The sequence below is a fragment of the Halomonas sp. 1513 genome (assembly GCA_001971685.1).
In the GTDB taxonomy this organism is placed as follows: domain Bacteria; phylum Pseudomonadota; class Gammaproteobacteria; order Pseudomonadales; family Halomonadaceae; genus Franzmannia.
Window position 1 is genome coordinate 1158433 of sequence record CP019326.1, and the last position, 22151, is coordinate 1180583.

Annotated in this window: 20 protein-coding genes; 11 read left to right on the forward strand and 9 right to left on the reverse strand. The window is 66.2% G+C overall.

Translation table 11 applies throughout. The annotated features are described in order from the left end of the window. The first annotated feature begins 44 nt into the window (after positions 1 to 44). The 3 genes from BWR19_05345 (at position 45) to BWR19_05355 (ending at position 2390) form a co-directional block, all read left to right on the forward strand. The gene (locus BWR19_05345) at positions 45 to 1145 is read left to right on the forward strand and encodes an alanine racemase (GenBank protein ID APX92410.1); all 1101 of its coding nucleotides are present in this window, start codon (positions 45 to 47) and stop codon (positions 1143 to 1145) included. Positions 1146 to 1164: 19 nt separating this feature from the next. Continuing rightward, entirely contained in the window at positions 1165 to 2079 is a 915-nt protein-coding gene (locus BWR19_05350) for a lipid A biosynthesis acyltransferase (protein APX94909.1), read from the forward strand. A 155-nt stretch (positions 2080 to 2234) separates the two neighbouring features. Further along, positions 2235 to 2390, forward strand: coding sequence for a DUF1328 domain-containing protein (locus tag BWR19_05355; protein APX92411.1), 156 nt, complete (start codon positions 2235 to 2237; stop codon positions 2388 to 2390). Positions 2391 to 2478: 88 nt separating this feature from the next. On the opposite strand, the gene BWR19_05360 is transcribed toward BWR19_05355, so the two are convergent. From BWR19_05360 to BWR19_05375, 4 genes are all read right to left on the reverse strand, one after another. Next, complete coding sequence (locus BWR19_05360) at positions 2479 to 4140, reverse strand: energy-dependent translational throttle protein EttA (protein APX92412.1); 1662 nt, start codon at positions 4138 to 4140, stop codon at positions 2479 to 2481. A gap of 108 nt (positions 4141 to 4248) precedes the next feature. Next, positions 4249 to 4467, reverse strand: coding sequence for a hypothetical protein (locus BWR19_05365; GenBank protein APX92413.1), 219 nt, complete (start codon positions 4465 to 4467; stop codon positions 4249 to 4251). Positions 4468 to 4655: 188 nt separating this feature from the next. After that, the gene (locus BWR19_05370) at positions 4656 to 5087 is read right to left on the reverse strand and encodes a hypothetical protein (protein ID APX92414.1); all 432 of its coding nucleotides are present in this window, start codon (positions 5085 to 5087) and stop codon (positions 4656 to 4658) included. Positions 5088 to 5192: 105 nt separating this feature from the next. Continuing rightward, positions 5193 to 6509, reverse strand: coding sequence for an MFS transporter (locus BWR19_05375; GenBank protein APX92415.1), 1317 nt, complete (start codon positions 6507 to 6509; stop codon positions 5193 to 5195). A 56-nt stretch (positions 6510 to 6565) separates the two neighbouring features. Here BWR19_05375 and BWR19_05380 point away from each other — a divergent pair, with 56 nt between their 5' ends. Beyond that, complete coding sequence (locus BWR19_05380; GenBank protein APX92416.1) at positions 6566 to 6835, forward strand: selenoprotein W-like protein; 270 nt, start codon at positions 6566 to 6568, stop codon at positions 6833 to 6835. A 23-nt stretch (positions 6836 to 6858) separates the two neighbouring features. After that, complete coding sequence (locus BWR19_05385; protein ID APX92417.1) at positions 6859 to 7758, forward strand: EamA family transporter; 900 nt, start codon at positions 6859 to 6861, stop codon at positions 7756 to 7758. Between the two features lie 4 nt (positions 7759 to 7762). Here the strand turns inward: BWR19_05385 and BWR19_05390 are convergent, their stop codons facing one another. Next, the gene (locus BWR19_05390; GenBank protein APX92418.1) at positions 7763 to 8449 is read right to left on the reverse strand and encodes an arylesterase; all 687 of its coding nucleotides are present in this window, start codon (positions 8447 to 8449) and stop codon (positions 7763 to 7765) included. On the opposite strand from BWR19_05390, the gene BWR19_05395 reads away from it, so the two are divergent. The 4 genes from BWR19_05395 to BWR19_05410 all read left to right on the forward strand — a co-directional run bounded on the left by BWR19_05395 (position 8448) and on the right by BWR19_05410 (position 15319). Next, positions 8448 to 9164, forward strand: a complete 717-nt coding sequence (locus BWR19_05395) for an ABC transporter ATP-binding protein (protein APX92419.1) — start codon at positions 8448 to 8450, stop codon at positions 9162 to 9164. The two genes, BWR19_05390 and BWR19_05395, sit on opposite strands and share 2 nt — an antisense overlap. A gap of 47 nt (positions 9165 to 9211) precedes the next feature. Then, on the forward strand, positions 9212 to 11731 hold the full coding sequence (locus BWR19_05400) for an ABC transporter permease (GenBank protein APX94910.1): 2520 nt from the start codon (positions 9212 to 9214) through the stop codon (positions 11729 to 11731). A gap of 150 nt (positions 11732 to 11881) precedes the next feature. Further along, positions 11882 to 13150 (forward strand): serine hydroxymethyltransferase, encoded by a 1269-nt coding sequence (gene glyA, locus BWR19_05405; protein ID APX92420.1) that lies wholly within the window; start codon positions 11882 to 11884, stop codon positions 13148 to 13150. A 159-nt stretch (positions 13151 to 13309) separates the two neighbouring features. After that, complete coding sequence (locus tag BWR19_05410; GenBank protein APX92421.1) at positions 13310 to 15319, forward strand: adenylate/guanylate cyclase domain-containing protein; 2010 nt, start codon at positions 13310 to 13312, stop codon at positions 15317 to 15319. Here the strand turns inward: BWR19_05410 and BWR19_05415 are convergent. From BWR19_05415 to BWR19_05430, 4 genes are all read right to left on the reverse strand, one after another. After that, positions 15285 to 16745, reverse strand: a complete 1461-nt coding sequence (locus BWR19_05415; protein APX92422.1) for a hypothetical protein — start codon at positions 16743 to 16745, stop codon at positions 15285 to 15287. The genes BWR19_05410 and BWR19_05415 overlap by 35 nt on opposite strands. 37 nt (positions 16746 to 16782) lie before the next feature. Further along, positions 16783 to 18159 carry a hypothetical protein gene (locus BWR19_05420; protein APX92423.1) on the reverse strand — a complete coding sequence of 459 codons (1377 nt, stop codon included), beginning with the start codon at positions 18157 to 18159 and terminating at the stop codon, positions 16783 to 16785. A gap of 63 nt (positions 18160 to 18222) precedes the next feature. After that, entirely contained in the window at positions 18223 to 18984 is a 762-nt protein-coding gene (locus tag BWR19_05425; GenBank protein ID APX92424.1) for a hypothetical protein, read from the reverse strand. A gap of 58 nt (positions 18985 to 19042) precedes the next feature. After that, complete coding sequence (locus tag BWR19_05430; GenBank protein ID APX92425.1) at positions 19043 to 19675, reverse strand: hypothetical protein; 633 nt, start codon at positions 19673 to 19675, stop codon at positions 19043 to 19045. A gap of 326 nt (positions 19676 to 20001) precedes the next feature. Between BWR19_05430 and BWR19_05435 the strand changes: the two genes are divergently transcribed. Continuing rightward, positions 20002 to 20889, forward strand: a complete 888-nt coding sequence (locus BWR19_05435; protein APX92426.1) for a mannosyl-3-phosphoglycerate phosphatase — start codon at positions 20002 to 20004, stop codon at positions 20887 to 20889. Further along, positions 20882 to 22102, forward strand: a complete 1221-nt coding sequence (locus BWR19_05440; protein ID APX92427.1) for a glycosyl transferase — start codon at positions 20882 to 20884, stop codon at positions 22100 to 22102. The genes BWR19_05435 and BWR19_05440 overlap by 8 nt, the downstream gene beginning before the upstream one ends. Positions 22103 to 22151: the final 49 nt, after the last annotated feature.

The window sequence follows — 22151 nt, forward strand, 5'->3', positions numbered from 1 at the left end:
ATGCCAAATAATCATGGCGTTCATTTCATGCGTGGGAGCCCCTGATGGCCCGTCCGTTGATCGCCGATATCGACCTCGACGCGCTGCGTCACAACTACTGCCTGGCGCGGGATCTGGCCCCGCACAGTCGGGCCGTCGCCGTGCTCAAGGCCGATGCTTATGGCCATGGCCTGGTATCCTGTGCCAAGGCGCTGGTGGAGCTGGCGCCGGCGCTGGCGGTGGCCTGCATCGAGGAGGCCGAGACGCTGCGTGCAGCGGGGATCGAGACGCCGATCATGCTGCTCGAGGGCTTCTTCGAGGCCGCCGAACTGGAGCGCATCGAGGCCCTCGGGCTGTGGACGGCGGTGCACAGCGCCTGGCAGGTCGATGCGCTGCTCGCCTATCGCCCGGCGCGGCCGTTGCCGGTGTGGGTCAAGGTCGATTCGGGGATGCATCGGCTGGGCTTTCCTCCCGCGCAGCTGGCCGCTCAGTGGGCGCGGCTCGCGGCGGCCGATGATCGGGTCTGCGACCTGCATTTGATGAGCCATTTCGCTACCGCCGACAGCCTCGATCCGGGCTATTTTCGGCACCAGCTTGGCCTCTTGAAGACCCTCGCCGCACAGCTCGATGCTCCCACCTGCCTGGCCAACTCCCCGGCCACGCTGGCCTGGCCCGAGGCCCACGGGGCCTGGAACCGTCCCGGCGTGATGCTCTACGGCAGCGACCCGCTCGAGGCGGCCAGCGATGCCAGCCGCCGTCTGGCCCCGGTGATGACGCTGCGCTCCGAGATCATTGCCCTGCGCGAGCTGGAGGCGGGCGAGCCGGTGGGTTACGGCGGTCGCTGGCGGTCGCCGCGACGCTCGCGGATCGCCGTGGTGGCCTGCGGCTACGGGGATGGCTACGACCGCCACGCCGAGGACGGTACCCCCGTGCTGGTCAATGGCCAGCGCTGCGCCCTCGCTGGCAAGGTGTCGATGGATATGCTGACGGTGGATGTGACCGACGTTGCCGACGCCGATATCGGCAGCGAGGTGGTGCTGTGGGGCCGGGCCCGCAACGGCGCGCTATTGTCGGTGGACGAGGTGGCGCGCCACTGTGCCACGATCAGCTATACCCTGCTCACCGGGGTGCTGCCGAGGGTCCCGAGACGGTATCATGGCGGCTGATTTCAGCTGCGAGACCACCATGTCCAAGGATGCTCCCTCGTCGTTCCTCCACCCACGCTACTGGGGTGCCGCACTCGCCATCGGTCTGATGCGCGTTGGTGCCTGGCTGCCGTGGCGGCTCAAGCTGGCCGTCGGGCGCACTATCGGCTGGCTCGCCTGGCGTCTGGCCAAGCGCCGGCGGCGTATCACCGAGACCAATATCGCGCTGTGCTTTCCCGAGCTCGACGCCGACGCCCAGCGCCGGCTGGTGCGCGACACCTTCCTGGCCAACGGCATCGGCATTCTCGAGACTGCCACCGGCTGGTGCCGTGACCCGGAGCACCTGCGCCATCGCGTGACCTTCAAGGGGCAGGAGCACATGGCCAAAGTACAGGCGGAGGGCAAGGGGGCGCTGATCATCGGCGTGCACTTCTCCACCCTGGACCTTGGGGGAGCGCTACACTCGCTGTTCTTTCCCGCCGACGTGGTCTATCGCCCCCACAATAACGCGCTGTTCGAACGCTTCATGACCCGCGCCCGCAAGCGCATCTTTGGCACCGCCATCGATCGCCATGACCTGCGTGGGGTGGTACGACGGATCAAGGCCGGCCATCACGTCTGGTACTCGCCGGATCAGGACTTCGGCCGCGACGTCAGTGTGTTCGCGCCGTTCTTCGGCGTCGAGGCCGCCTCGATCAAGCTCACCGCCAAGATCGCCCGCATGACCGGCGCGCCGGTAATGCCGCTGATGTTCCACCGCAACCCGGACAATCGCACCTACACCCTCGAGTACCTGCCGCCGCTGGAGAACTTCCCCAGCGGCGATGAGGTTGCCGACGCGGCGCGCATCAACGCCTTTATCGAGGCGGCGATACGCAAGCACCCCGAGCAGTACCTGTGGCTGCATCGGCGCTTCAAGACCCGCCCGGAGGGCGAGCCGTCGCTGTATTCGTAACCGAGTGTCAGGCGCCGGCTTACCCAAGCTGACTTGACGCGTCGGTCAATACGTACAAGGCTAGTAGTCGATGGCCGACAGGACGATGTCGGTCGATGAGCGTACCGGGTCGCCATTCGGATCCGGAGGATCGATAACCGAGGAAAGGAGTTCCCATGCTTGGCAACGCCATGCTGTTTCTGATCATTGCCGTGATCGCCGCCGTACTCGGCTTCAGCGGCATCGCCGGGGTTGCATCGACCATTGCACAGATTCTTTTCGTACTATTTCTGGTGCTATTCGTGGTCTCGCTGATTCGCGGTAGGCGCTGACCCTCGAGGCATGCCCGGCTCGCCCAGAGGGCGATAACCACAAGGCCCCGCCATTCGGCGGGGCCTTGTGTGTTTCAGCAGGACACGATCAGGCGTCGATGCGCTTGTACTTCATGCGCTTGGGCGTGTCGTTGCCCACTCGCTGGCGGTGATCCTCTTCGTACTCCTGGTAGTTGCCCTCGAAGAACACCACCTCGGAGTCACCCTCGAAGGCCAGGATGTGGGTGGCCACCCGGTCGAGGAACCAGCGGTCGTGGGAGATGATCATGGCGCAGCCGGGGAAGGCCAGCAGCGCCTCTTCGAGCGCCCGCAGGGTCTCGATATCGAGGTCGTTGGAAGGCTCATCGAGCAGCAGCACGTTGGCCCCCTGCTTGAGGGTCTGTGCCAGCTGCAGGCGCCCTCGCTCGCCGCCGGAGAGCTCGCTGAGTCGTTTCTGCTGGTCGTTGCCCTTGAAGTTGAAGCGTCCCACGTAGGCGCGCGACGAGACCTCATAGCCGTTGATGTTGAGGATGTCCTGGCCGCCGGACACCGCTTCCCACACCGTCTGCTTGTCGTCCAGGGCGTCGCGCAGCTGCTCGACGTAGGCGATGTCCACGGTGTCACCGAGGACCACCTCGCCGCTATCGGGCTGCTCCTTGCCGGTGATCAGCTTGAACAGGGTCGACTTGCCGGCGCCGTTGCCGCCGACGATGCCGACGATGGCGCCCTTGGGCACGCTGAACGACAGGTCCTGGTAGAGCAGCTTGTCGTCGAAGCGCTTGCTGACGCCGTGAAACTCGATGACCTTGTCACCCAGACGCGGGCCGGGCGGAATGTAGATCTCATTGGTCTCGTTACGCTTCTGGAAGTCGCCGGACTGCATCTCCTCGAAGCGGTTGAGGCGCGCCTTGCTCTTGGCCTGGCGCCCCTTGGCGTTGGAGCGCACCCACTCCAACTCCTGCTTGATCGCCTTCTGGCGCGAGGCTTCCTGCTTGGCCTCCTGCTCGAGGCGCTTCTCCTTGGATTCCAGCCACTGCGAGTAGTTGCCCTCGAAGGGGATGCCCTGGCCGCGGTCCAGCTCGAGAATCCAGCCGGCCACGTTGTCGAGGAAGTAGCGGTCGTGGGTGATCGCTACCACGGTGCCGCTGTAGTCGTGCAGGAACCGCTCCAGCCAGGCCACCGACTCGGCGTCGAGGTGGTTGGTGGGCTCGTCGAGCAGCAGCATGTCGGGACTCGACAGCAGCAGGCGGCACAGCGCTACCCGGCGGCGTTCGCCACCCGAGAGGTTGCCGACCTGGGCCTCCCAGGGCGGCAGGCGCAGCGCCTCGGCGGCGACCTCGAGCTTGCGGTCCAGGTTATGGGCGTCGGAGGCCTCGATGATGTTCTCCAGGCGCGCCTGCTCGCTGGCCAGGGCATCGAAATCGGCGTCCGGCTCGGCATAGGCCGCATAGACGGCGTCGAGCTTCTGCTGGGCGTCCTTGATCTCACCCAGCGCCTCCTCGACGGTCTCGCGCACGTTCTTGGCATCGTCGAGCTGCGGCTCCTGGGGCAGGTAGCCGACATTGATGCCGGGCATCGGGCGCGCCTCGCCCTCGTACTCGGTATCGACGCCCGCCATGATCCGCAGCAGGGTCGACTTGCCCGCGCCGTTGAGGCCCAGCACGCCGATCTTGGCGCCCGGGAAGAAGGACAGCGAAATGTCCTTGAGAATATGCTTCTTGGGGGGCACGACCTTGCCCACCCGGTTCATGGTGTAGACGTATTGCGCCATGGGATTCCATCTAAGTTGCGGGGTTTCAGTGGCCACGATGATAGTGGCCGGGGCGGCGAATGGCCAGTTTACCCAGTGGCGCCGCCCATGATGATGCCTCGCTTGGCGCTACTCTTCTTCGTCGTCGAGCCGCCAGTCGTCCTCGATGGCACGCTTGAGGCGTCGCTCCTCGAGCAGGCTCTCGACCTGGCGGCGGGCGCGTAGCGTATCGGCACGCGATGCGTTGCGAGTGCGGCCCTCCTGCTCCGGCGGATAGCGCTCGTCGTTGACGGCGTCGAAGAAGTCCTGATCGTCGCTGAGGGTGTTGGTGAGATGATCTCGGCGCATGCGATGCCTCCCATGACCGGTCGAAAGATCGATAGGGCTATCTCGACGATGCTGTCGGGAGATAGCGCTCGACGGCAGTGCGTAGCTGCCACCAGGATGACCTGACATCCTGATGGCCTTATAGCCTCGACGGCTGGGCAGGGCAAGGGGGGAAGAGCGGTTTTTTTCGTGGCCCGGGCAGGTGGACCTCAGCGGCCCTGTTCGGCGCGCAGACGCTCGACCTCGAGCTGGGCCTCGACGCGCTCGGTGACGTCCTTCTGAACGCCGATATAGTAGGTCAACTGGTCGGCATCATCGTAGACCGGCGTGATCGACAGCTCGTTCCAGAACAGCGTGCCGTCCTTGCGATAGTTACGCAGCACCTCGCGACATGGGCGACCGTCGGCCAGTGCCTGGCGGATGTTATCCAGCCCCGGCTGGTCGCGGTCGTCGTTCTGCAGGAAGCGGCAGTCGCGGTACAGGATCTCGTCGGCACTGTAGCCGGTCAGGCGCTCGAAGCCCTGGTTGACATAGATCAGGATGTTTTCATCACCCTCCTGTTCGGCGACCACGATGCCGTCTTCCGAGGCATCGACGATGCGTTCCAGCAGGGCTGGGCTGATCATGGGCGGTCTCTTCATGCGCGCGCGTTCCTGTCGTACCCGAATTCGTTAACCTTCATCTGGCTACATAATGGCCAGACGCGGCTGGCATTTCAACGTGTTGGCGTTTTATGGCCCAGGAACTCACTGCTCGACCTCGGGCAAGCGTTGGGCGCAAATGGCGGCGCCCAGTGCGGTGACGGCGAGTATCGCCAGCAGGGCGGTGGTCCCCAGCCACTGCGCCAGGGCGCCGATGATGCCCCCCACGGCGAGCATCAGCGCACCGGTGAGGGTGTTCGACAGCGCCACGTAGAGCGCTCGTTTGTCTTGCCCGACCATATCGACCAGGTAGGTCTTGCGTCCCAGGCGCACGCCGGCGTGCACCACCACCAGCAGCCCGTAGCCCAGCGCATAGGGCCACACCGTTTCGCTCCAGGCGGCGGGCAGCCAGGCGATGCTGGCCACCAGCAGGCAACACAGCGTGGTCCCCAGGCCGGCGTCGCGCATCACCCGGCGGCTCGACGCATCGGCGCGCTTGCCCCATAGCGGGCTTGCCAGCATCCCGGCAAGCCCCGAAATCACGATCAAAACACCCAGCCCACCCAGCGCCGCGCCGCTCTGCTGCTGGCCGAGCAGGGCGATATAGGGCAGTGCCAGGGCGCTGGCGAGCAGCAGGGCACGGGCCAGATTGAAGTGCAGGAAGTCGCGGTCGTCGCGCATCAGGCGCAGCCCCAGCTTGATGCTCTCCCAGGCGTTCTCGCCGCCCTCCACGGCACCCGGAACTTCGCTAATGCGCGCAGCACACAGCGCGTTCAACGCCCAGCCCAATGCCGCCACGCCGAGCAGCACCGCCAGTGCCAGCTCCCCGGGGCGCTCATCGAACAGCATCAGCACGCCGCCGGCCAGCAGGGTCGCGGCGCCGGCCACGCTGCCGCTCCAGCCCATCAGGGTGCCGCGGCGCTGCTTGCTGATGGTCTTGCCGAGCACGTCCTTGGTGGCTATCGATGACAGCCCCCGCGCCAGCGACAGTGCCACCAGCACCAGCAGTACCAGCGCGCCGCCCAGTCCACCGCTACCGAACAATGCCAGCAGGGCCAGCAGCAGTGCGGCGACCGCCTGCAGCGCGCCGCCCAGGGCCCAGGCCCACTTGCGCTGTGGCTTGAGGCGGATGAAACCGGCCACGAACAGCTGCGGCAGCAGCGAGCCGGACTCGCGTATCGGTACCAGCAGCCCCACCATCCACAGCGGGGCACCGATCACGCCTAGCAGCCACGGCAGCACCAGCCTGGCGCTGGCCAGTTCGTCGGCCAGCTTGTTGCCCAGGGCCGCCAGCAGGTGCAGGAAGAAATTTCGCGGCTGCTCATCGCAGGCCTCCTCGGGGATGTCCTTGCACATGCGGCTGTCGTCGTCGCCGGTCAGCCATTCGTAGAGACGACGCTGGCTGATGTCGGGTGCGGCCATGCGGGCTCCTTGGCTGCTATCATCGAGAGCTTCATTGTTGCGACAGGACGGCCGCGATGTCACGCATCCGTATCCACTACTGCACTCAATGCCAATGGCTGCTGCGCAGCGCCTGGCTGGCACAGGAGCTGCTCTCCACCTTCGGCGAAGCCCTCGACGAGGTGGCGCTGGTGCCCAGCCACGGCGGTCATTTCGAGATCTTCTACGACGACCAATCGATCTGGGAGCGCAAGCGCGACGACGGTTTTCCCGACAGCAAGGCGCTGAAGCGGCTGGTACGCGACCGCCTCGATCCCCAGCGTGATCTGGGCCATATCGACCGCTGAACCGCCGCGGCCAAGGAGAGGGAATGACACAGGAACGTCAGGCAATGCTGTGCGGACTGGGGGCCGTGGCGCTATGGTCGACGGTCGCCACCGCGTTCAAGGTGGCGCTAGGATATATGTCGCCGCTGGAGCTGCTGTGGCTCGCAGCGCTGGTGTCCTGGGTGCTGATGGGCCTGCTGGTTGCGCGCAAGGGGTTGATCGGTCATGCGCTGCGCCACGGCTGGCGCACCGCGCTCTGGGCCGGGCTGATGAACCCGCTGGCCTATTATCTGGTGCTGTTTGCCGCCTACGACCGCCTGCCAGGGCAGGAAGCCATGGCGCTCAACTACACCTGGGCGCTGGCCATGGCGCTGCTGGCGGTCCCCATCCTCGGCCAGCGATTGACCCGCATCGACATGGCGGCCGGGTTGATTGCCTACGCCGGGGTATGGGTGATCGCCACGCGGGGCGCGGTCCTCAACGTGGCCTTCGCCGATCTGCTCGGGGTGGCCCTGGCGCTGGCGTCGACGCTGCTATGGGCGCTCTACTGGCTGTTCAATGCTCGCGACCGGCGGCCGCCGCTGGTCGCCCAGTGGCAGAACTTCAGCGTTGGTCTGCCGGTGCTGACCCTGCTGCTGCTGACCCTCGGGCCTGGGCTGCAGTGGCACGGTTGGGCGGGCCTGTCGGCGGGGGTTTACGTCGGGCTGTTCGAGATGGGCGTGGCATTCGTGCTGTGGCAGTTTGCCGTACAGCGCATCTCGCGCACGGCCAGGGTCGCCAACCTGATCTTCCTGTCGCCGCCGGTCTCGCTGCTGCTGCTGTTTCTGGTCGTTGGCGAGCCGATCATGCCCTCGACTCTGGTCGGCCTGGTGCTGATTCTTGGCGGGCTTGGCCTGCAGCAGTGGCAGAAAACGCCGGCCCCCGCCGAAGCCGGCGTTAGCTGATGCGTCACTGCACGTCGGGCTGATGCTGCTCCAGCCAGTGTTCCAGCGCCGGCCAGACGTTGTCGAGAATCACCGGTTGGGCACTGGCGGTGGGGTGGATGCCGTCGGACTGCATCAGGCCCTCTTCCAGCGCCACGCCCTCTAGCAGGAAGGGCACCAGGGGGACGTCGTACTCCTCGGCGAGACTAAGGTAGACACCGGTGAAAGCATCGCGGTAGGCCTGGCCGTAGTTGGGCGGAATATCGATCCCCAGCAGCAGCACCTCGGCATCGGCAGACTGGCTGGCCTCGATCATGCCGGCCAGGTTCTGCTGCATCTGCCGCGGGGGCAGCCCGCGCAAACCGTCATTGCCGCCCAGTTCCAGCAGCACCAACTGCGGTTCGTGCTGTCCCAACAGGTCGGGCAGGCGCTCGGCACCGCCGGCGGTGGTCTCGCCGCTGATGCTGGCGTTGACGACGCGTACCTCGCCGTCGAGTCGTTCGTTGAGCAGGTGCACCCAGCCTTCTTCCTGCTCGATGCCGTACGCCGCGCTGAGGCTGTCGCCCAGCACCAGCAGGGTGGGGGGCGTGTCGGCATGCGCCGTCGGCCATGCGATGATGGCGGTAATACTCAGCGCCCCCGCGAGCAGCGTGCGGCCGATAACGTGTTTCAGATCACCAGCAAACCCCAGCACAGGGAAACCGCTTGTCATGTCAGACTCCTTGAAGACGGATGCTACTGCGATTCTACACGCCCGAGGCTTGGGCAAGCAGGTCACCAGCGGCGACAAGCCGCTGACCATTCTGAGCGATCTCGACCTGGATGTGTTCCCCGGAGAAAGCCTGGCGATTCTCGGTGCCAGCGGTGCCGGCAAGTCGACCCTGCTGGGGCTGCTGGCTGGCCTCGATCAGCCAACTCGCGGCGAGCTGAGCATGTTTGGTGAGCCGCTGGCGCGTCTCGACGAGGACGGTCGTGCGCAGCTGCGCGCCGGACGCGTGGGGTTCGTGTTCCAGAACTTTCAGCTGCTGCCGACCCTGACCGCGCTGGAAAACGTGCTGCTGCCGCTGGAGCTGGCGCCGCTGACTGACAGCGAGCAGCGCGGCCGCGACTGGCTGACCCGGGTCGGTCTGGGCGAGCGTCTCGGCCACCTGCCCAAGCAGCTGTCCGGCGGTGAGCAGCAGCGCGTGGCCATCGCTCGGGCCTTCGTTGCCGACCCGCAGCTGGTATTCGCCGACGAGCCCACCGGCAACCTCGACCCGGGCACCGGCAAGCGCATCATCGATCTGCTGTTCGCGCTCAACCGCGAGGCCGGCACTACCCTGGTGCTGGTCACCCACGACCACGCCCTGGCACGCCGCTGCGACCGCTGCCTGCGCCTCGACGACGGGCGGCTCGAGCCGCTGGTGCTGGACGAGGTCGAGGCATGAGTAGCGTCGCCGAACGTTCTACTTTGGATACGCCCCAGCCCGGCAACATGAGCGCGTTGCGCTGGTCGCTGCGCGGCATGCGGCGTGACCTGCGTGCCGCCGACGTGCGCGCACTGTTCGTGGCGCTGGCGCTGGCGGTGGCGGCGTCGACCATGATTGGTTTCTTCCTCGACCGCCTCGAGCGTGGCCTGGAGCGTCAGGCCGGTCAACTGCTGGGTGGCGACCTGGCACTGGAGCAGGGGCGGCCCTTCGATGACGCCCTGCGCCAGCTGCTGGAAGAGAACGACCTGACGGTCAGCGAGCAGATCGGCATGGTCTCCATGGTCAGCGTCGACGATGCCTTCCAGCCCGCCAGCCTCAAGGTGGTCGATGATCGCTACCCGCTGTATGGCGAGGTGCATCTCGACGCCGGCGAGGGTGTCGAGCAGGTGGCGCATGGGCCGTCTCCCGGTGAAGCCTGGCTGGCGCCACGGCTGGCACAGCTGCTGGACGTGGCGCCGGGCGACAGCGTGCGCGTTGGCGACGTCGAGCTGCAGGTGAGCGGACTGGTCGAGCGCGAGCCCGACCAGTCCGGGGGCTTTGCCAACTTCAACCCACGCCTGATGATGCATCAGGCGGACGCCGAGGCCAGCGGCCTGGTGCAGCCCGGCTCGCGGATCGAGTTCTCGCTGCTCGCGCGCGGCTCACCGGCGGCGATCGACGCGGTGACGCCGCAGCTGCGCGAATTGACCGCCGAGGGCGTGGAGATTCGCGATGTGCGTCGCGACCGCCCCCAGCTCGGCAATGCGCTGGCCCGCGCCGAGCAGTACCTGAGCCTGGCCGGGCTGGCCGCGGTGCTGTTGGCCGGGGTGGCAGTGGCCATGGCCACGCGCCGCTACGTCGAACGCCACCTGGATACCGCCGCGCTGCTGCGCTGCTTCGGCGCCACCCAGCGCCAGCTGACGCGGCTATTCGCCCTGCAGCTGCTGTGGCTGGCGCTGGCGGCATCGGCGGTCGGTGCCTTGCTGGGGCTGGCCGGCCAGGCCGGGCTGCTGTGGTTGCTGACGGCTTTTCTGCCCATCGAGCTGCCGCCGCCGGGGCCGCTGCCGCTGCTGCTAGGCGTGTTGACCGCGCTGGCGGTGCTGGCCGGTTTCGCCGGCCCCACGCTGCTGCGCCTCAAGCGCGTCAGCGCGCTCAAGGTGCTGCGCCGCGAGCTCGACCCGCTTCCGGCCTCGGCGTGGCTGGTGGTGGCGGTGGCCAGCCTGGTGTTCGGTGGCCTGCTGTGGCTCTACTCCGGTGATCCGCAGCTCGCCTTCGGCCTGCTGGCCGGTGGCCTGGTGATGCTGGTGGTGCTGTGGGGGCTGGGAGCGCTGCTGCTGGGTGGCGTGCTGCGGCTGGCCACGCGCCTGCCCCAGGGGGGCGTCAAACGCCAGGCGCTGCGCCTCGGTGCCCAGCAGCTGGCGCGGCGGCGCAGCGCCAGCCTCGGCCAGCTGCTGGCCTTCTCGGTGACCTTCGCCGCCATGGCGATGATCGCCCTGGTGCGCGGCGATCTGCTGAGCACCTGGCAGGATCAACTGCCCGAGGACACCCCCAACTACTTCGCCATCAATATCCAGCCCGGCGAGCGTGACGCCTTCATCGACACCCTCGACGATGCCGTCGATGAGCGCACTACCCTCTACCCGATGGTGCGCGGGCGGATTTCGGCGATCAACGACCAGACGCCGCGCGACGCGGTGCCCGCCGACGCCCGCGGCGACGGCTCGCTGCGTCGCGAGCTCAACCTCACCTGGCGCGAGACGCTGCCCGACGGCAACCGGCTGGTCGCCGGCGAATGGTTCGACGCCGGCCCCGGTGTGGGCGAAGGGCGGGTGCCGATCTCGGTGGAGGACGGCCTCGCCGAGCGGCTCGGCCTCGCGCTTGGCGACACCATGACCTTCAGCATCGGTGGCGACGAGATCGTCGGCGAGCTCACCAGCCTGCGTAATCTCGACTGGGACAGCTTCCGGCCCAACTTCTTCGTGATCTTCCCGCCCGAGGTGCTGGAGCGCTACGGCCATAGCTACATCACCGCCTTCCATCTCGACCGCGAGCGCGACGACATCAGCCGCGCCCTGGTGCGCGAGTTCCCCGGGGTGTCGTTGCTCAACGTCGAGGCGATCCTCGGTCAGGTGCGTGAGCTGCTGACCCAGGTGACCCGCGCGGTGGAGTTCGTGCTCGGCTTCGTGCTGCTGGCCGGTATCAGCGTGCTATATGCCGCCCTCACCGCCAGTCGCCCGACGCGGGCACACGAAAGCGGTCTGCTGCGGGTGTTCGGCGCCGGCGACCGCCTGATCTCGCGGGTCCAGGGGGCCGAGTTCGCCATCCTAGGCTTTGCCAGCGGCCTGATGGGGGCGCTGCTCGCCGAGCTCGCCGCAGCCGGGGTCTATCTCGCCTGGTTCGACCTGGCGCCGAGGATCCACTGGGGCCTGTGGCTGACCCTGCCGCTGGGCGGTGCGCTGCTGATCGGCGTGATCGGCCACACGCTGTCGCGCAACGTGCGTCGCCAGACGCCGATGCAGAGTCTGGGGCTGCTCGGAGAAGCATGACCGCTGGCGCGGGTTTAGCCTGGCTAAAGCGAAGGTGAGAAATACTCGGGCGCCCATGACCCCCTTTCATGTGAAAGGGGGCATGGGCTGGGGTATCATGGTGCCCTTCGATTTCTCCTATCGTTCGCCCCCGATTGAGGACCCACGACGATGTTCAGCCGTGATATGACCATTGCCGGTTTCGATGACGCCCTGCTCGATGCGATGCAAAAAGAAGTCGCACGTCAGGAAGCGCACATCGAGCTGATCGCCTCCGAGAACTACGCCAGCCCCCGGGTGATGGAAGCTCAGGGCAGCCAGCTGACCAACAAGTATGCGGAAGGCTATCCCGGCAAGCGCTACTATGGCGGCTGTGAGTACGTCGACATCGTCGAGCAGCTGGCGATTGACTATGCCAAGCAGCTGTTCGGGGCCAGCTACGCCAATGTCCAGCCGCACTCCGGTTCCCAGGCCAACGGCGCGGTCTTCCAAGCGCTGGTCAAGCCCGGCGACACCATCCTCGGCATGAGCCTCGACGCCGGCGGCCACCTGACCCACGGCGCCAAGCCCAACTTCTCCGGCAAGCACTATAACGCCGTGCAGTACGGCCTCGGTGAAGACGGCCTGATCGACTATGCCGAGGTGGCCAAGCTTGCCCGCGAACACCAGCCGAAGATGATCATCGCCGGCTTCTCCGCCTACTCGCAGATCATCGACTGGGCCAAGTTCCGCGAGATCGCCGACGAGGTGGGCGCCTATCTGCTGGTCGACATGGCCCACGTCGCCGGCCTGGTCGCCGCCGGCGTCTACCCCACGCCGCTGCCCCATGCCCACGTGGTCACCACCACCACCCACAAGACCCTGCGCGGCCCGCGCGGCGGCCTGATCCTCTCCAGCGAGGGCAACGCCGAGATCGAGAAGAAGCTGCAGTCAGCGGTCTTCCCGGGTGGCCAGGGCGGCCCGCTGGAGCACGTCATCGCCGCCAAGGCGATCTGCTTCAAGGAGGCCATGGAGCCGGGCTTCAAGACCTACCAGCAGCAGGTGGTCAAGAACGCCCAGGCGATGGCCGGCGTATTCATCGAGCGCGGCTTCGACGTGGTCTCCGGCGGTACCGAGGATCACCTCTTCCTGCTGTCGCTGGTCAAGCAGGGCCTGACCGGCAAGGACGCCGACGCCGCCCTGGGCCGTGCGCATATCACCGTCAACAAGAACGCCGTGCCCGGCGACCCGCAGAGCCCGTTCGTGACCTCGGGCCTGCGCATCGGCACCCCGGCGGTGACCACCCGCGGCTTTGGCGAGGCCGAGTGCAGCGACCTGGCCGGCTGGATCTGCGACATCCTCGACGTGATGGCAAAGGGCGAGAGCACCGATGGCATCGAGGCCGAGGTCAAGGCCAAGGTAGAAGCCGTCTGCGCGCGCCTGCCGGTGTATCGCGACTGACCGACGTTGCTGAGTACCGACAGCATCGAGAAGCGCTCCGCTCTGGCGGGGCGCTTTTGGTTTGTCGACCCCCGCGGTAGGCTGAGGTGAAGGCAACTATCTTCCAATGCACATCGGGATCCAGGGGGCAGTGTGGCAGGTAAGCGCAGGCAGGGAGCCATGGATCGCCGTTGGCAGCGCCTGGGCGGTGTAGCGCTCGTCGCGCTGGTGGTGGCCGCGGCGCTGGAGGTGTTGCCGGTAGCGTTGCTCGAACGCGTCGAGTGGCAGGCCTACGACCAGCGGGTGCGCCTCGATCCGATCGGCACCCGCGACGCCAACCTGAAGATCATCGATATCGACGAGCGCAGCCTCCAGGCGCTGGGCCAGTGGCCGTGGCCCAGAGCTCTACTGGCGGAACTGGTCGAGGCGCTGTTCGACGAGCATGACGCGGCGCTGCTGGGCATCGACGTGGTCTTCGCCGAGCCTGAAGCCTCGCTGTGGGAGGCCTCCTGGGAGCAACTACGCGAGCAGTACCCGGCGCTTGAGGCCGCACCACCACCCGAGGATGGTGATCAGCAATTAGCCGCGGCCATCCAAGGCTACCCGGTGGTGCTCGGCCACTATTTCCAGGCGGATATGCCGGCCACTGCGCTGGCGTCAACCGGGATGTTGCCCGGGCCGGCGAGGCTCACCAACGGCCATCACCTAACGCTTCCAGAGCCGAGCCGCTACACCGGCAACGTGGCGGTCTTGCAGGAGGCGGCCCTGAGCGGTGGTTTCTTCGATAATCCGCGCGTCGACGAGGATGGCGTCTATCGCCGCATGCCGATGCTGCAGCGCTGGCAGGGTGAGGTGTATCCGGCGCTGCCGCTGGCGATGCTGCTGAGCCTGCTGGGCGATCCAGACGTGGTGCCGGTCGTCGCCGAGGGCGCTGGTCAGGCACAGCTCGAAGCCCTCGACGTGGGCGGTTTCGAGATTCCTGTGGATGGTCAGGGTGCGGCGCTCGTGCCCTGGTACGGTCGGCGCGGCCACTTCGACTACGTGTCTGCCGTCGACGTGCTCGAGGGTGAAGTCGAACCTGGCGAGCTGGCCGGGGCGAGCCTGATCCTCGGCGCGTCGGCGCCAGGACTGATGGACCTGCGTGCCACGCCGATGGGCCCAGTATTTCCAGGCCCGGAGATTCACCTCAACCTGCTCGCTGGCATGCTGCATCAGTCGTTTCGGGCCGAGCCGCCCTGGGTGGCGGGTGCCGAGCTGGTTACGCTGGTGGGTATGGGAGCGCTGATGGTGGTGCTCTATCCGCTGCTCGGTGCGCCCTGGCTGATGGCGCTTAGCCTGGGTCTGGTCGCCCTGACGCTGGCCGGCAACTGGTGGGCATGGCAGCAGGGGCTGGTCCTGCCGATAGCCTCGCTGCTGGTGTTGATGGTCCTGCAACTCGTCTGGCACCTGAGCGGCAACCTGCTGCGCAGTCATCGGCACAAGCAGTGGGTGGCGGCGCGCTTTGGTCAGTATGTACCGCCAGCGCTGGTCGACGACATGGTGCACAGCGACGAGGACTTTGGACTCGCAGGCGAGGTGCGCGAGCTGACCGTGCTGTTCTCGGACATGCGTGACTTCACGGCGTTTTCCGAGTCGCTGCCGCCGCGCGAACTGACCGCGGTGATGAACCGCCTGCTGACGCCGCTGACCGCCGCCATTCATCGTCACGGTGGCACCATCGACAAGTACATGGGCGATGCGGTGATGGCCTTCTGGGGCGCGCCGCTGCATGATCCTGACCACGCCGACAACGCCCTGCACGGGGCCTGGGCGATGCGCGAGGCGCTGGAGGAGGTCAACCGCGAGCTGCGCGCCGAGGGCAAGCCGCCGCTGTCGATGGGTATCGGCCTCAACAGCGGCGAAATGAGCGTCGGCAACATGGGCTCGCGCTTTCGCATGGCGTATACGGTGATGGGCGACAACGTCAATCTTGGCTCGCGCCTCGAAGGGCTGACCAAGGAGTACGGCGTCGATCTGATCGTCAGCGAGTCGGTGGTGGCCAGGGCGCCCAAATGGGCGTTTCGGCGGCTGGACCGGGTCCGGGTCAAGGGCCGCGAGCAGCCGCTATGCATCTACGAGCCGCTGGGCCCTGTCGCCTCCCCAGAGGACGAACAACTCAGTTATCACGCTCGAAGACACCGCCGCCGCTGAAGATGGCGTCGTCGTTCCAGGCCTCGATAATGGCCATGATGGCCTCGGCGTCTTCGCCCGCATAGCGACCGGTGAGACTGGCGCCGTCGAAGAGGCTGTCCCCGAAAATCTCCAGCTGCACACCCTCGAGGCTAAAGTCCTCGGGTAAGTCGGCGCTGCCTCGCAGCTCTCCCATGTCCTCTGCGAAGCTCAGAAATAGTTCGAGCTCCCTAAATTGACTCATCCATATCTCGCCCTCTTCGATAGGGATGGGGTCTTGCTCGCCGGCGAGATCGACCAGGGCCGTGCCGTCCTGCCAGTCGAAGATGAAGACTCCCTCTGGCAACTGTTGCAGTGCTTCTAGGGCGCTGTCCGGAAGGGTATCGCTGATCGCCATGTCCGGGGCGGCGCTGATAAAGGCCAGTGATTCTGCCAGCGATTCATCGTCGTCGGGTAGGCTGGTGCCGGCCGCCCAGTAGCCCCAGGTGATCTCACCTTCGTCCAGCGCGTAGCTGCCCAGCCCCTCGGGGACGACATTCTGCTCGTAAAGCTCACCGAATTGCCCGGCGCCATCGCTGGCGCTCAGCAGGACCTCGCTATCGCGCGGATCGTAGTCGATCCAGTCGGGTTCGGGCTCGGGCCCAGGCTCGGGTTCGGTTTGCACGGCATCGAGCTGTCGATAAAGGTCAGCGCTCTGCGTTCTCTGCTCATCGAGCCAGCCGACGGTCGTCGTATCCAGCCAGGAACCACTCTCTCCTCGATCAGCTCCTGTGGCGCCGCTTGGTGCAACTTGGCCGAGCTGGTCGAACAGGGCGCCGGCATCGGGCCGCAGCTGGGGCGGCTGCTGCGGGTCGGCGGCGAAGAACACATCGCCGGGGTGGGCAAGCCGGGTGCCGCCTTCGGTGATGATCGCCACCAGTCCACGCTCGACGCGAAGATAGGTGCCGGGCTCGGCGTCGGGCAGCGGCGCATAGCCCTGCTCGGGAACATGCAGGGCGGCGAGACTGGTGCCACGGATGCCCAGGGTCGCGACCGGGGTGTCATGGTTGACGTTCTCCGGCGCCAGTTCGGCAATGCTGCCGGTGATGGCTCGCATGGCGCCGCGAACCAGCTCGGTACGCTGCTCGGCGCCCTGCGGTGCTGCGTCATCTGCCGTATAGCGTTCGAGGGTGAAGTGACTATCCGGCTTGATGGCCTGGGTGCCGCCGTCTTCATAGCGAATCTGCACGCTGCCGGCGGGGCCGGTCTCGATGCTGTCGCCGGGATAGACGGCGTCACCGCGGCTGGCGACTCGCTCGTCGCTGCCGCGGGTGATCTGCGCCTCGCCGTGAACGAACATCAGCTGGCCGGCGGGGCTGTCGGACAGGGCCGGCATACTGACCAGGCCGATGAATAGCGCGCTGCCCAGGCGAGGGGCGGTTAGGCGATGACGAGGTAGGTTATACATGAAATGTCACCTTGATGAAGATCGGCTGGCCGCGGAGTCAGAACAGGTAGCTGAGGCCCAGGCGTGCCTGAACGCGGTGGCTGTCGAAGAAATCGATGCTCGAGTAACGCCGCTCATAGTCTGCGGCAGCGTGCAGCAGCCAGTCGCGATCCAGTTGGATGTACCAGGCGACGCTGGCCTCCCAGCTGCGGTCGCGGCGCTCATCTGGCGTGAAATCGTTGTAGATGGCGAAGCCCTCGTCCCGGTAGTGGCGCCAGCGGTGGTCGAGGTCGAGGCGCCACTGCTGGCGATGGCCAACGGGGATCTCGATGCCGACGCCGAGCAGATAGTGGTCGAGATCGCCGCCTTCACGTTGGTGGCCGGTGCCGTGCGAGCTGGCCCACTCACGTTCGGTGAGCCCGCGCAGGCGCAGCGCCCAACCCTCCCGGGGCACGCGCAGGTCTACGCCGACGCCGGCAGTCCGGTGGTCGTTCAGGGAGCGCTGGTCGAAACGGTTGTCGTATCCGTGGCCGTGCCAGCGTAGCCGACTGTCCTGGCCAATGGGGTGCTGGTATTCGCCGACTACGCCCCAGCGGCGCATCAGCCGGGAAAAATCGGTGTCCTGCCAGGCCCTCAGGGCATCGAGGGAGAGCGATACCTGACGCTCGGCGTCGAGATCATACTGCCACCCCAGGCGGCCCTGCAGCACCGAGAGGTTATAGGCCTGAGCCTCTTCGCGCTGATAGTAGCGACTCTGAACGCCGGCCTCGAACAGCAGTCGCTGGTCGTCGTCGAGGGGAAGGTGCCCTCGATATTGGCCGGCGAGGCGCTGGAAGTGGCTGGCCTGGCGTGACAGTTCGATGCTGTCGGCCTCTTCGACAAGGGGGCGAAGGGCCTCGGGAATCAGCTGGTTGGGGTCGATCAGAAAGCGGCTCGGGAAGCGCTGGGCGTTGCTGTCGTAGCCGGTTTCGAGCATCAGCCGAGCCTGGTGTCGGGGCGGCGAGTCGCGCTGGCGCTGCTCGTCGATGGCCTGCTCGTAGCGCTGCATGGCCTGGCGGGCCCGAGCGGGTGGATCGAGCGTCTCGAGGAGCTCCAGTTCGCTCGCGGCGGCGTCGACCTGGCCGAGACGCAGGTAGGCAGCGACCCGCTCCATGCGTGCGGCAGCATGCCGCGGTTCGGCGAGCACCACGCGCTCGAGGGCCAGCAACGCCTCGCTAGGATGGCCGGCACGCAGCGCGGCCACGCCCAGCCAGTAGTCGAACTCGGGCGTGCCGGCGTGCTGGTGGTCGAGGGAGCGAAGCTGCCGGTAGGCCGCCTCGGGAGCATCGGCTTCGAGTTGCTGGCGGGCATCTGCCAGCGGCCCATCGAGGGCTAGTGTTCCTTGCGAGATGAGTGCCAGCAGGAGGGTAGTGAACGCCAGGCGCAGCGAGCGCATGGGCTGACGGCTTGAGCAAGCGGGGTATGGCATGGCAAACGGCTTCGTTGTTCTGGTGTGAATTCACAGACACTGCCAGTGGTAGCCGCGCAGTGCCGATTCGAGCTCCGCCATGACCTCTCGACGGTAAATTGGCTTTAGATGGCTGATCCAGAGCTGTGCAGGGCGCTGGCTCAGCGCGGCCAACAGCTGTGAAACCAGCTCCGGCGTCATATGACCGGCTTGCTTTGCCAGTGCCCGATGGCGGTCGGGAAAAGCACACTCCTGCATCAGTATGTCGATGGCGCCGCAGGCCTCGAAACTCTCGACCAGGGAGGGGTCGAGGGTGGTATCGCCGCTGAAAACGAACCGCATGTCGGCTGACTCGACCCGAAACCCGCATGCCGCTACCCGGTGGGAGACCGGGAAGGCAGTGACCGCCAGTGGTTCGCCGTCATCGAACCTCACAGCCTGTCCAGGTGCTAGCGGCACGAAGTGCATCACCGGACGCTGCACGCTAGGCAGGGCGCCGAAGTCCGGCCATAGCTGCTGATTGAACAGGTGCCGCTGCAGCGTTTTGATGACCTCTGGCAGCGCATAGACGCTCAAGGTGCTGTCGCTGTTGCTCAGTCGTTCGAACAGGGCATCGACCAGCAGCGGCAAACCGGCGACGTGGTCCAGGTGCGCATGGCTGATGAACACGCGCTCGATGGCAAAGATGTCGTCGACGGACAGGCGGGTCAGTCCGGTACCAGCATCCAGCAGGGTAGCGTGGCCCAGGCGAATCGCCGTGGTGTCACATGCCGCCCCGAGCCCGCCGCTGGCGCCAAGTACATTTATTTTCATTATTTAGCATTCCATTACATCAACATGTCTGAACGGTGCATGCAAGCCCTGTGGGTGCTCAGCGAGTAAGCTTTCTGGCCATATCGGCACCGATCACCCCTTGCATGGCATCCTTTAGCCGCGGGTCGCGCTGGTAAAGCGCTTCGAGGTCGCGGCGTCGCCAGCTCAGATAGTCGACGGCGCCTCTGGTTACCACCGTGGCGCTGGCTGGCTTGCCGGTGATGAAACTCATCTCACCGGCGAAGTCACCCGGGCGCAGCGTGGCGCGATGCTGGCCGTTGGCATGCACTTCTGCCTCACCGTCGAGCAGCAGGATCAGCCGGTCAAGCGGTTGATCCTGCTCGATCAGCGTGGCATCGGCGGGGCAGTGCTCTCGCTGTGTCGGGCGGAGTACCTTGAGCATTTCTCTGGGCGTGAGCATGCGAAAGGTGTGGCGGTGTAGCCAGCGTTGATCGTCATCGAGTACCACCGGTCGCCGCGCCAGCAGTAGCACGGTGAGATTGAAAGCATTGATGGCAATAAAGGCGATTTGCCAGCCAATTGCCGAGTAGAGTGGGGTATCGAGAAAATAGAAGTAGGGCAGCGTACTCAGTGCAGCGAGGATGGTGATGGCGCGCAGGTAAGCCATGTCGCGCACCAGGTAGGCGAGGCAGAACAGCAAGTTGGCAAAGAAAAATAGCCCTGTGGTCATGGTAGAACCGTCCTCTGGCAGCAGATCTGGCAGTGGCACGCCTGACCCAAGCTGGACATGCTACCCATGGCGACTGCTGTCGGGGCAAGTTTTCAACGCTTTGAGAAGCGCACGCCTGAACGTCAGAGCGATTGTTTATTGCACCAAAATGGTGTTTTTTCATGGCCTGGAATGGTGCATGGCAGTGGCTGGGCGTGCCTTTTCAGCCTCACGGGCGCTCGCCGCGCCAGCGCCCCCGGGGGATCGCAGCGAACTGGCACGCCACGTGCTAGTGTCACCAATAACGCGCAACTGCGCGCACCCCCTTGCCCGCTAGCAGGTGCCGTATGAATCACGCCCAAGTGTCGCCGCCGCGCCTGGTCTTCACCGATCTCGACGGCTCGCTGCTCGATCACGACAGCTACGACTGGTCGCCGGCCAAGGCGTGGCTGTCGCGCCTTGCCGCGGCGGGCATTGCGGTGATCCCGGTGACCAGCAAGACCCGCGCCGAGCTGCTTTCGCTGCGCCTCGAGCTGGGCCTGGCCAAGAGCCCGTTCATCGCCGAGAACGGCGCGGTGATCGGGCTGCCACCCTCCTGGCAGCACGCGCGGCTGGATCGCGATCCCGCCGACCCCCATGGCCTGGTGATCAAGACCCCGGGGCTGGATATCGGCTTTATCCGCACCCGGTTGGACGTGATTCGCAAGCGCCTGGGGGTGCGCTTCGTGGGGATGAGCGATATGTCGCTTGAAAAGATCGTGGCCTACACCGGCCTGCCCGAACCTGCTGCCCGCCAGGCGCGGGTGCGCGAGGGCAGCGAGCCGCTGATCTGGGAGGACGACGACGCGGCCCTGGAACGCTTTCGCCGGGCGCTGGCCGACGATGGCCTGCGTCTGACGCGCGGCGGACGTTTCTGGCATGTGATGGGCGAGGTGCACAAGGGCGCCTCGGTGGCCTGGCTGATCGAGCGTTTCGCGGCGCTGCGCGGCAGCCAACCGCTTACCTTGGGCCTGGGCGACGGGCCCAATGACGTGCCCATGCTCGACGCCGTTGATCGGGCCGTGCTGATTCCCGGCCACCATGGCCAGCGCGTCGAGGTCGACAACCCGATGCTTTACTGCGCCACGCTGGATGGGCCGCGGGGGTGGGTAGAAGGGCTCGAACACTGGTGGGGCGACGAGATTCCCGAGGCCGTCCGTGACGGCGTGAACGGCAAGGAGCGCGAGCATGAGTGATTTCTATCAGAACGGTATCATCACCAACTTCCACAACCTGACCCAGCGGCCGGTAGAAGCACTGGAGGCCGACCTGGTGCGCTTTTCGATGCGCCGGCCGATGGGCCTGATCCTGCCCTCGCTCTACTCCGAACTGGAGGGCCCGGCGCTGTCGCATATCGTCGACGAACTGGCCAAGGTGCCGTACCTCTCCGAGATCGTCATCGGCCTGGATCGCGCCGACCGTGAGCAATTTCTGCACGCACGTGAGTTCTTCTCGCGGCTGCCGCAGCATCATCGCATCCTGTGGAACGACGGCCCGCGGCTCAAGGCTCTCGACGAAGAGCTCGCCGCCGAGAATATCTCGCCCCAGGAGCCGGGCAAGGGGCGCAACGTGTGGTTCTGCGCCGGCTATATCCAGGCCTCGCGGCGCGCCGAGGCGGTGGCGCTGCACGACTGCGATATCGTTACCTACGACCGCAGCCTGCTGGCGCGGCTGATCTACCCGGTGGCCCACCCCCAGTTCAACTACGAGTTCTGCAAGGGCTACTACTCGCGCATCGCCGACGGCAAGCTCAACGGCCGCGTGGCGCGGCTGATGGTCACGCCGCTGATCCGCGCGCTGAAGAAGATCTACGGCCCGCTGCCGTATCTCGACTATCTGGACAGCTACCGCTATCCGCTCTCCGGCGAGTTCTCGATGCGCGCCGACGTGCTCGACGGTATCCGCATCCCCAGCGACTGGGGCCTGGAGATCGGCGTACTCTCCGAGGTGCACCGCAACTACTCCACCAAGCGGCTGTGCCAGGTGGATATCGCCGATATCTACGACCACAAGCATCAGCCGGTCTCCCAGGACGACCCCTCCGGCGGGCTCAACCGCATGAGCCTGGATATCGCCAAGGCGCTGTATCGCAAGCTCGCCACCCTCGGCGTGCAGATCAACGCCGAGAGCTTCCGCACCATCAAGGCCACCTACTACCGCATCGCCCTCGACCTGATCGAGGCCTACGACAACGACGCCATGATGAATGGCTTGAAGCTCGATCGACACAGCGAGGAGCAGGCGGTGGAGCTGTTTGCCAGCAATATCATGGAGGCCGGTGCGGCGTTTCTCGACAACCCCCGCGACAAGCCCTTCATCCCCAGCTGGAACCGCGTCCAGGCGGCGATCCCCGACCTGCTCGAGCGCATGCACGCCGCGGTGGAGCTCGACAACCAGGGCAAGGTGTAGGCGAAGGCCCGGCGTCAGCCTGTGTCCATCTCCCGCCCGACCCGCGTCG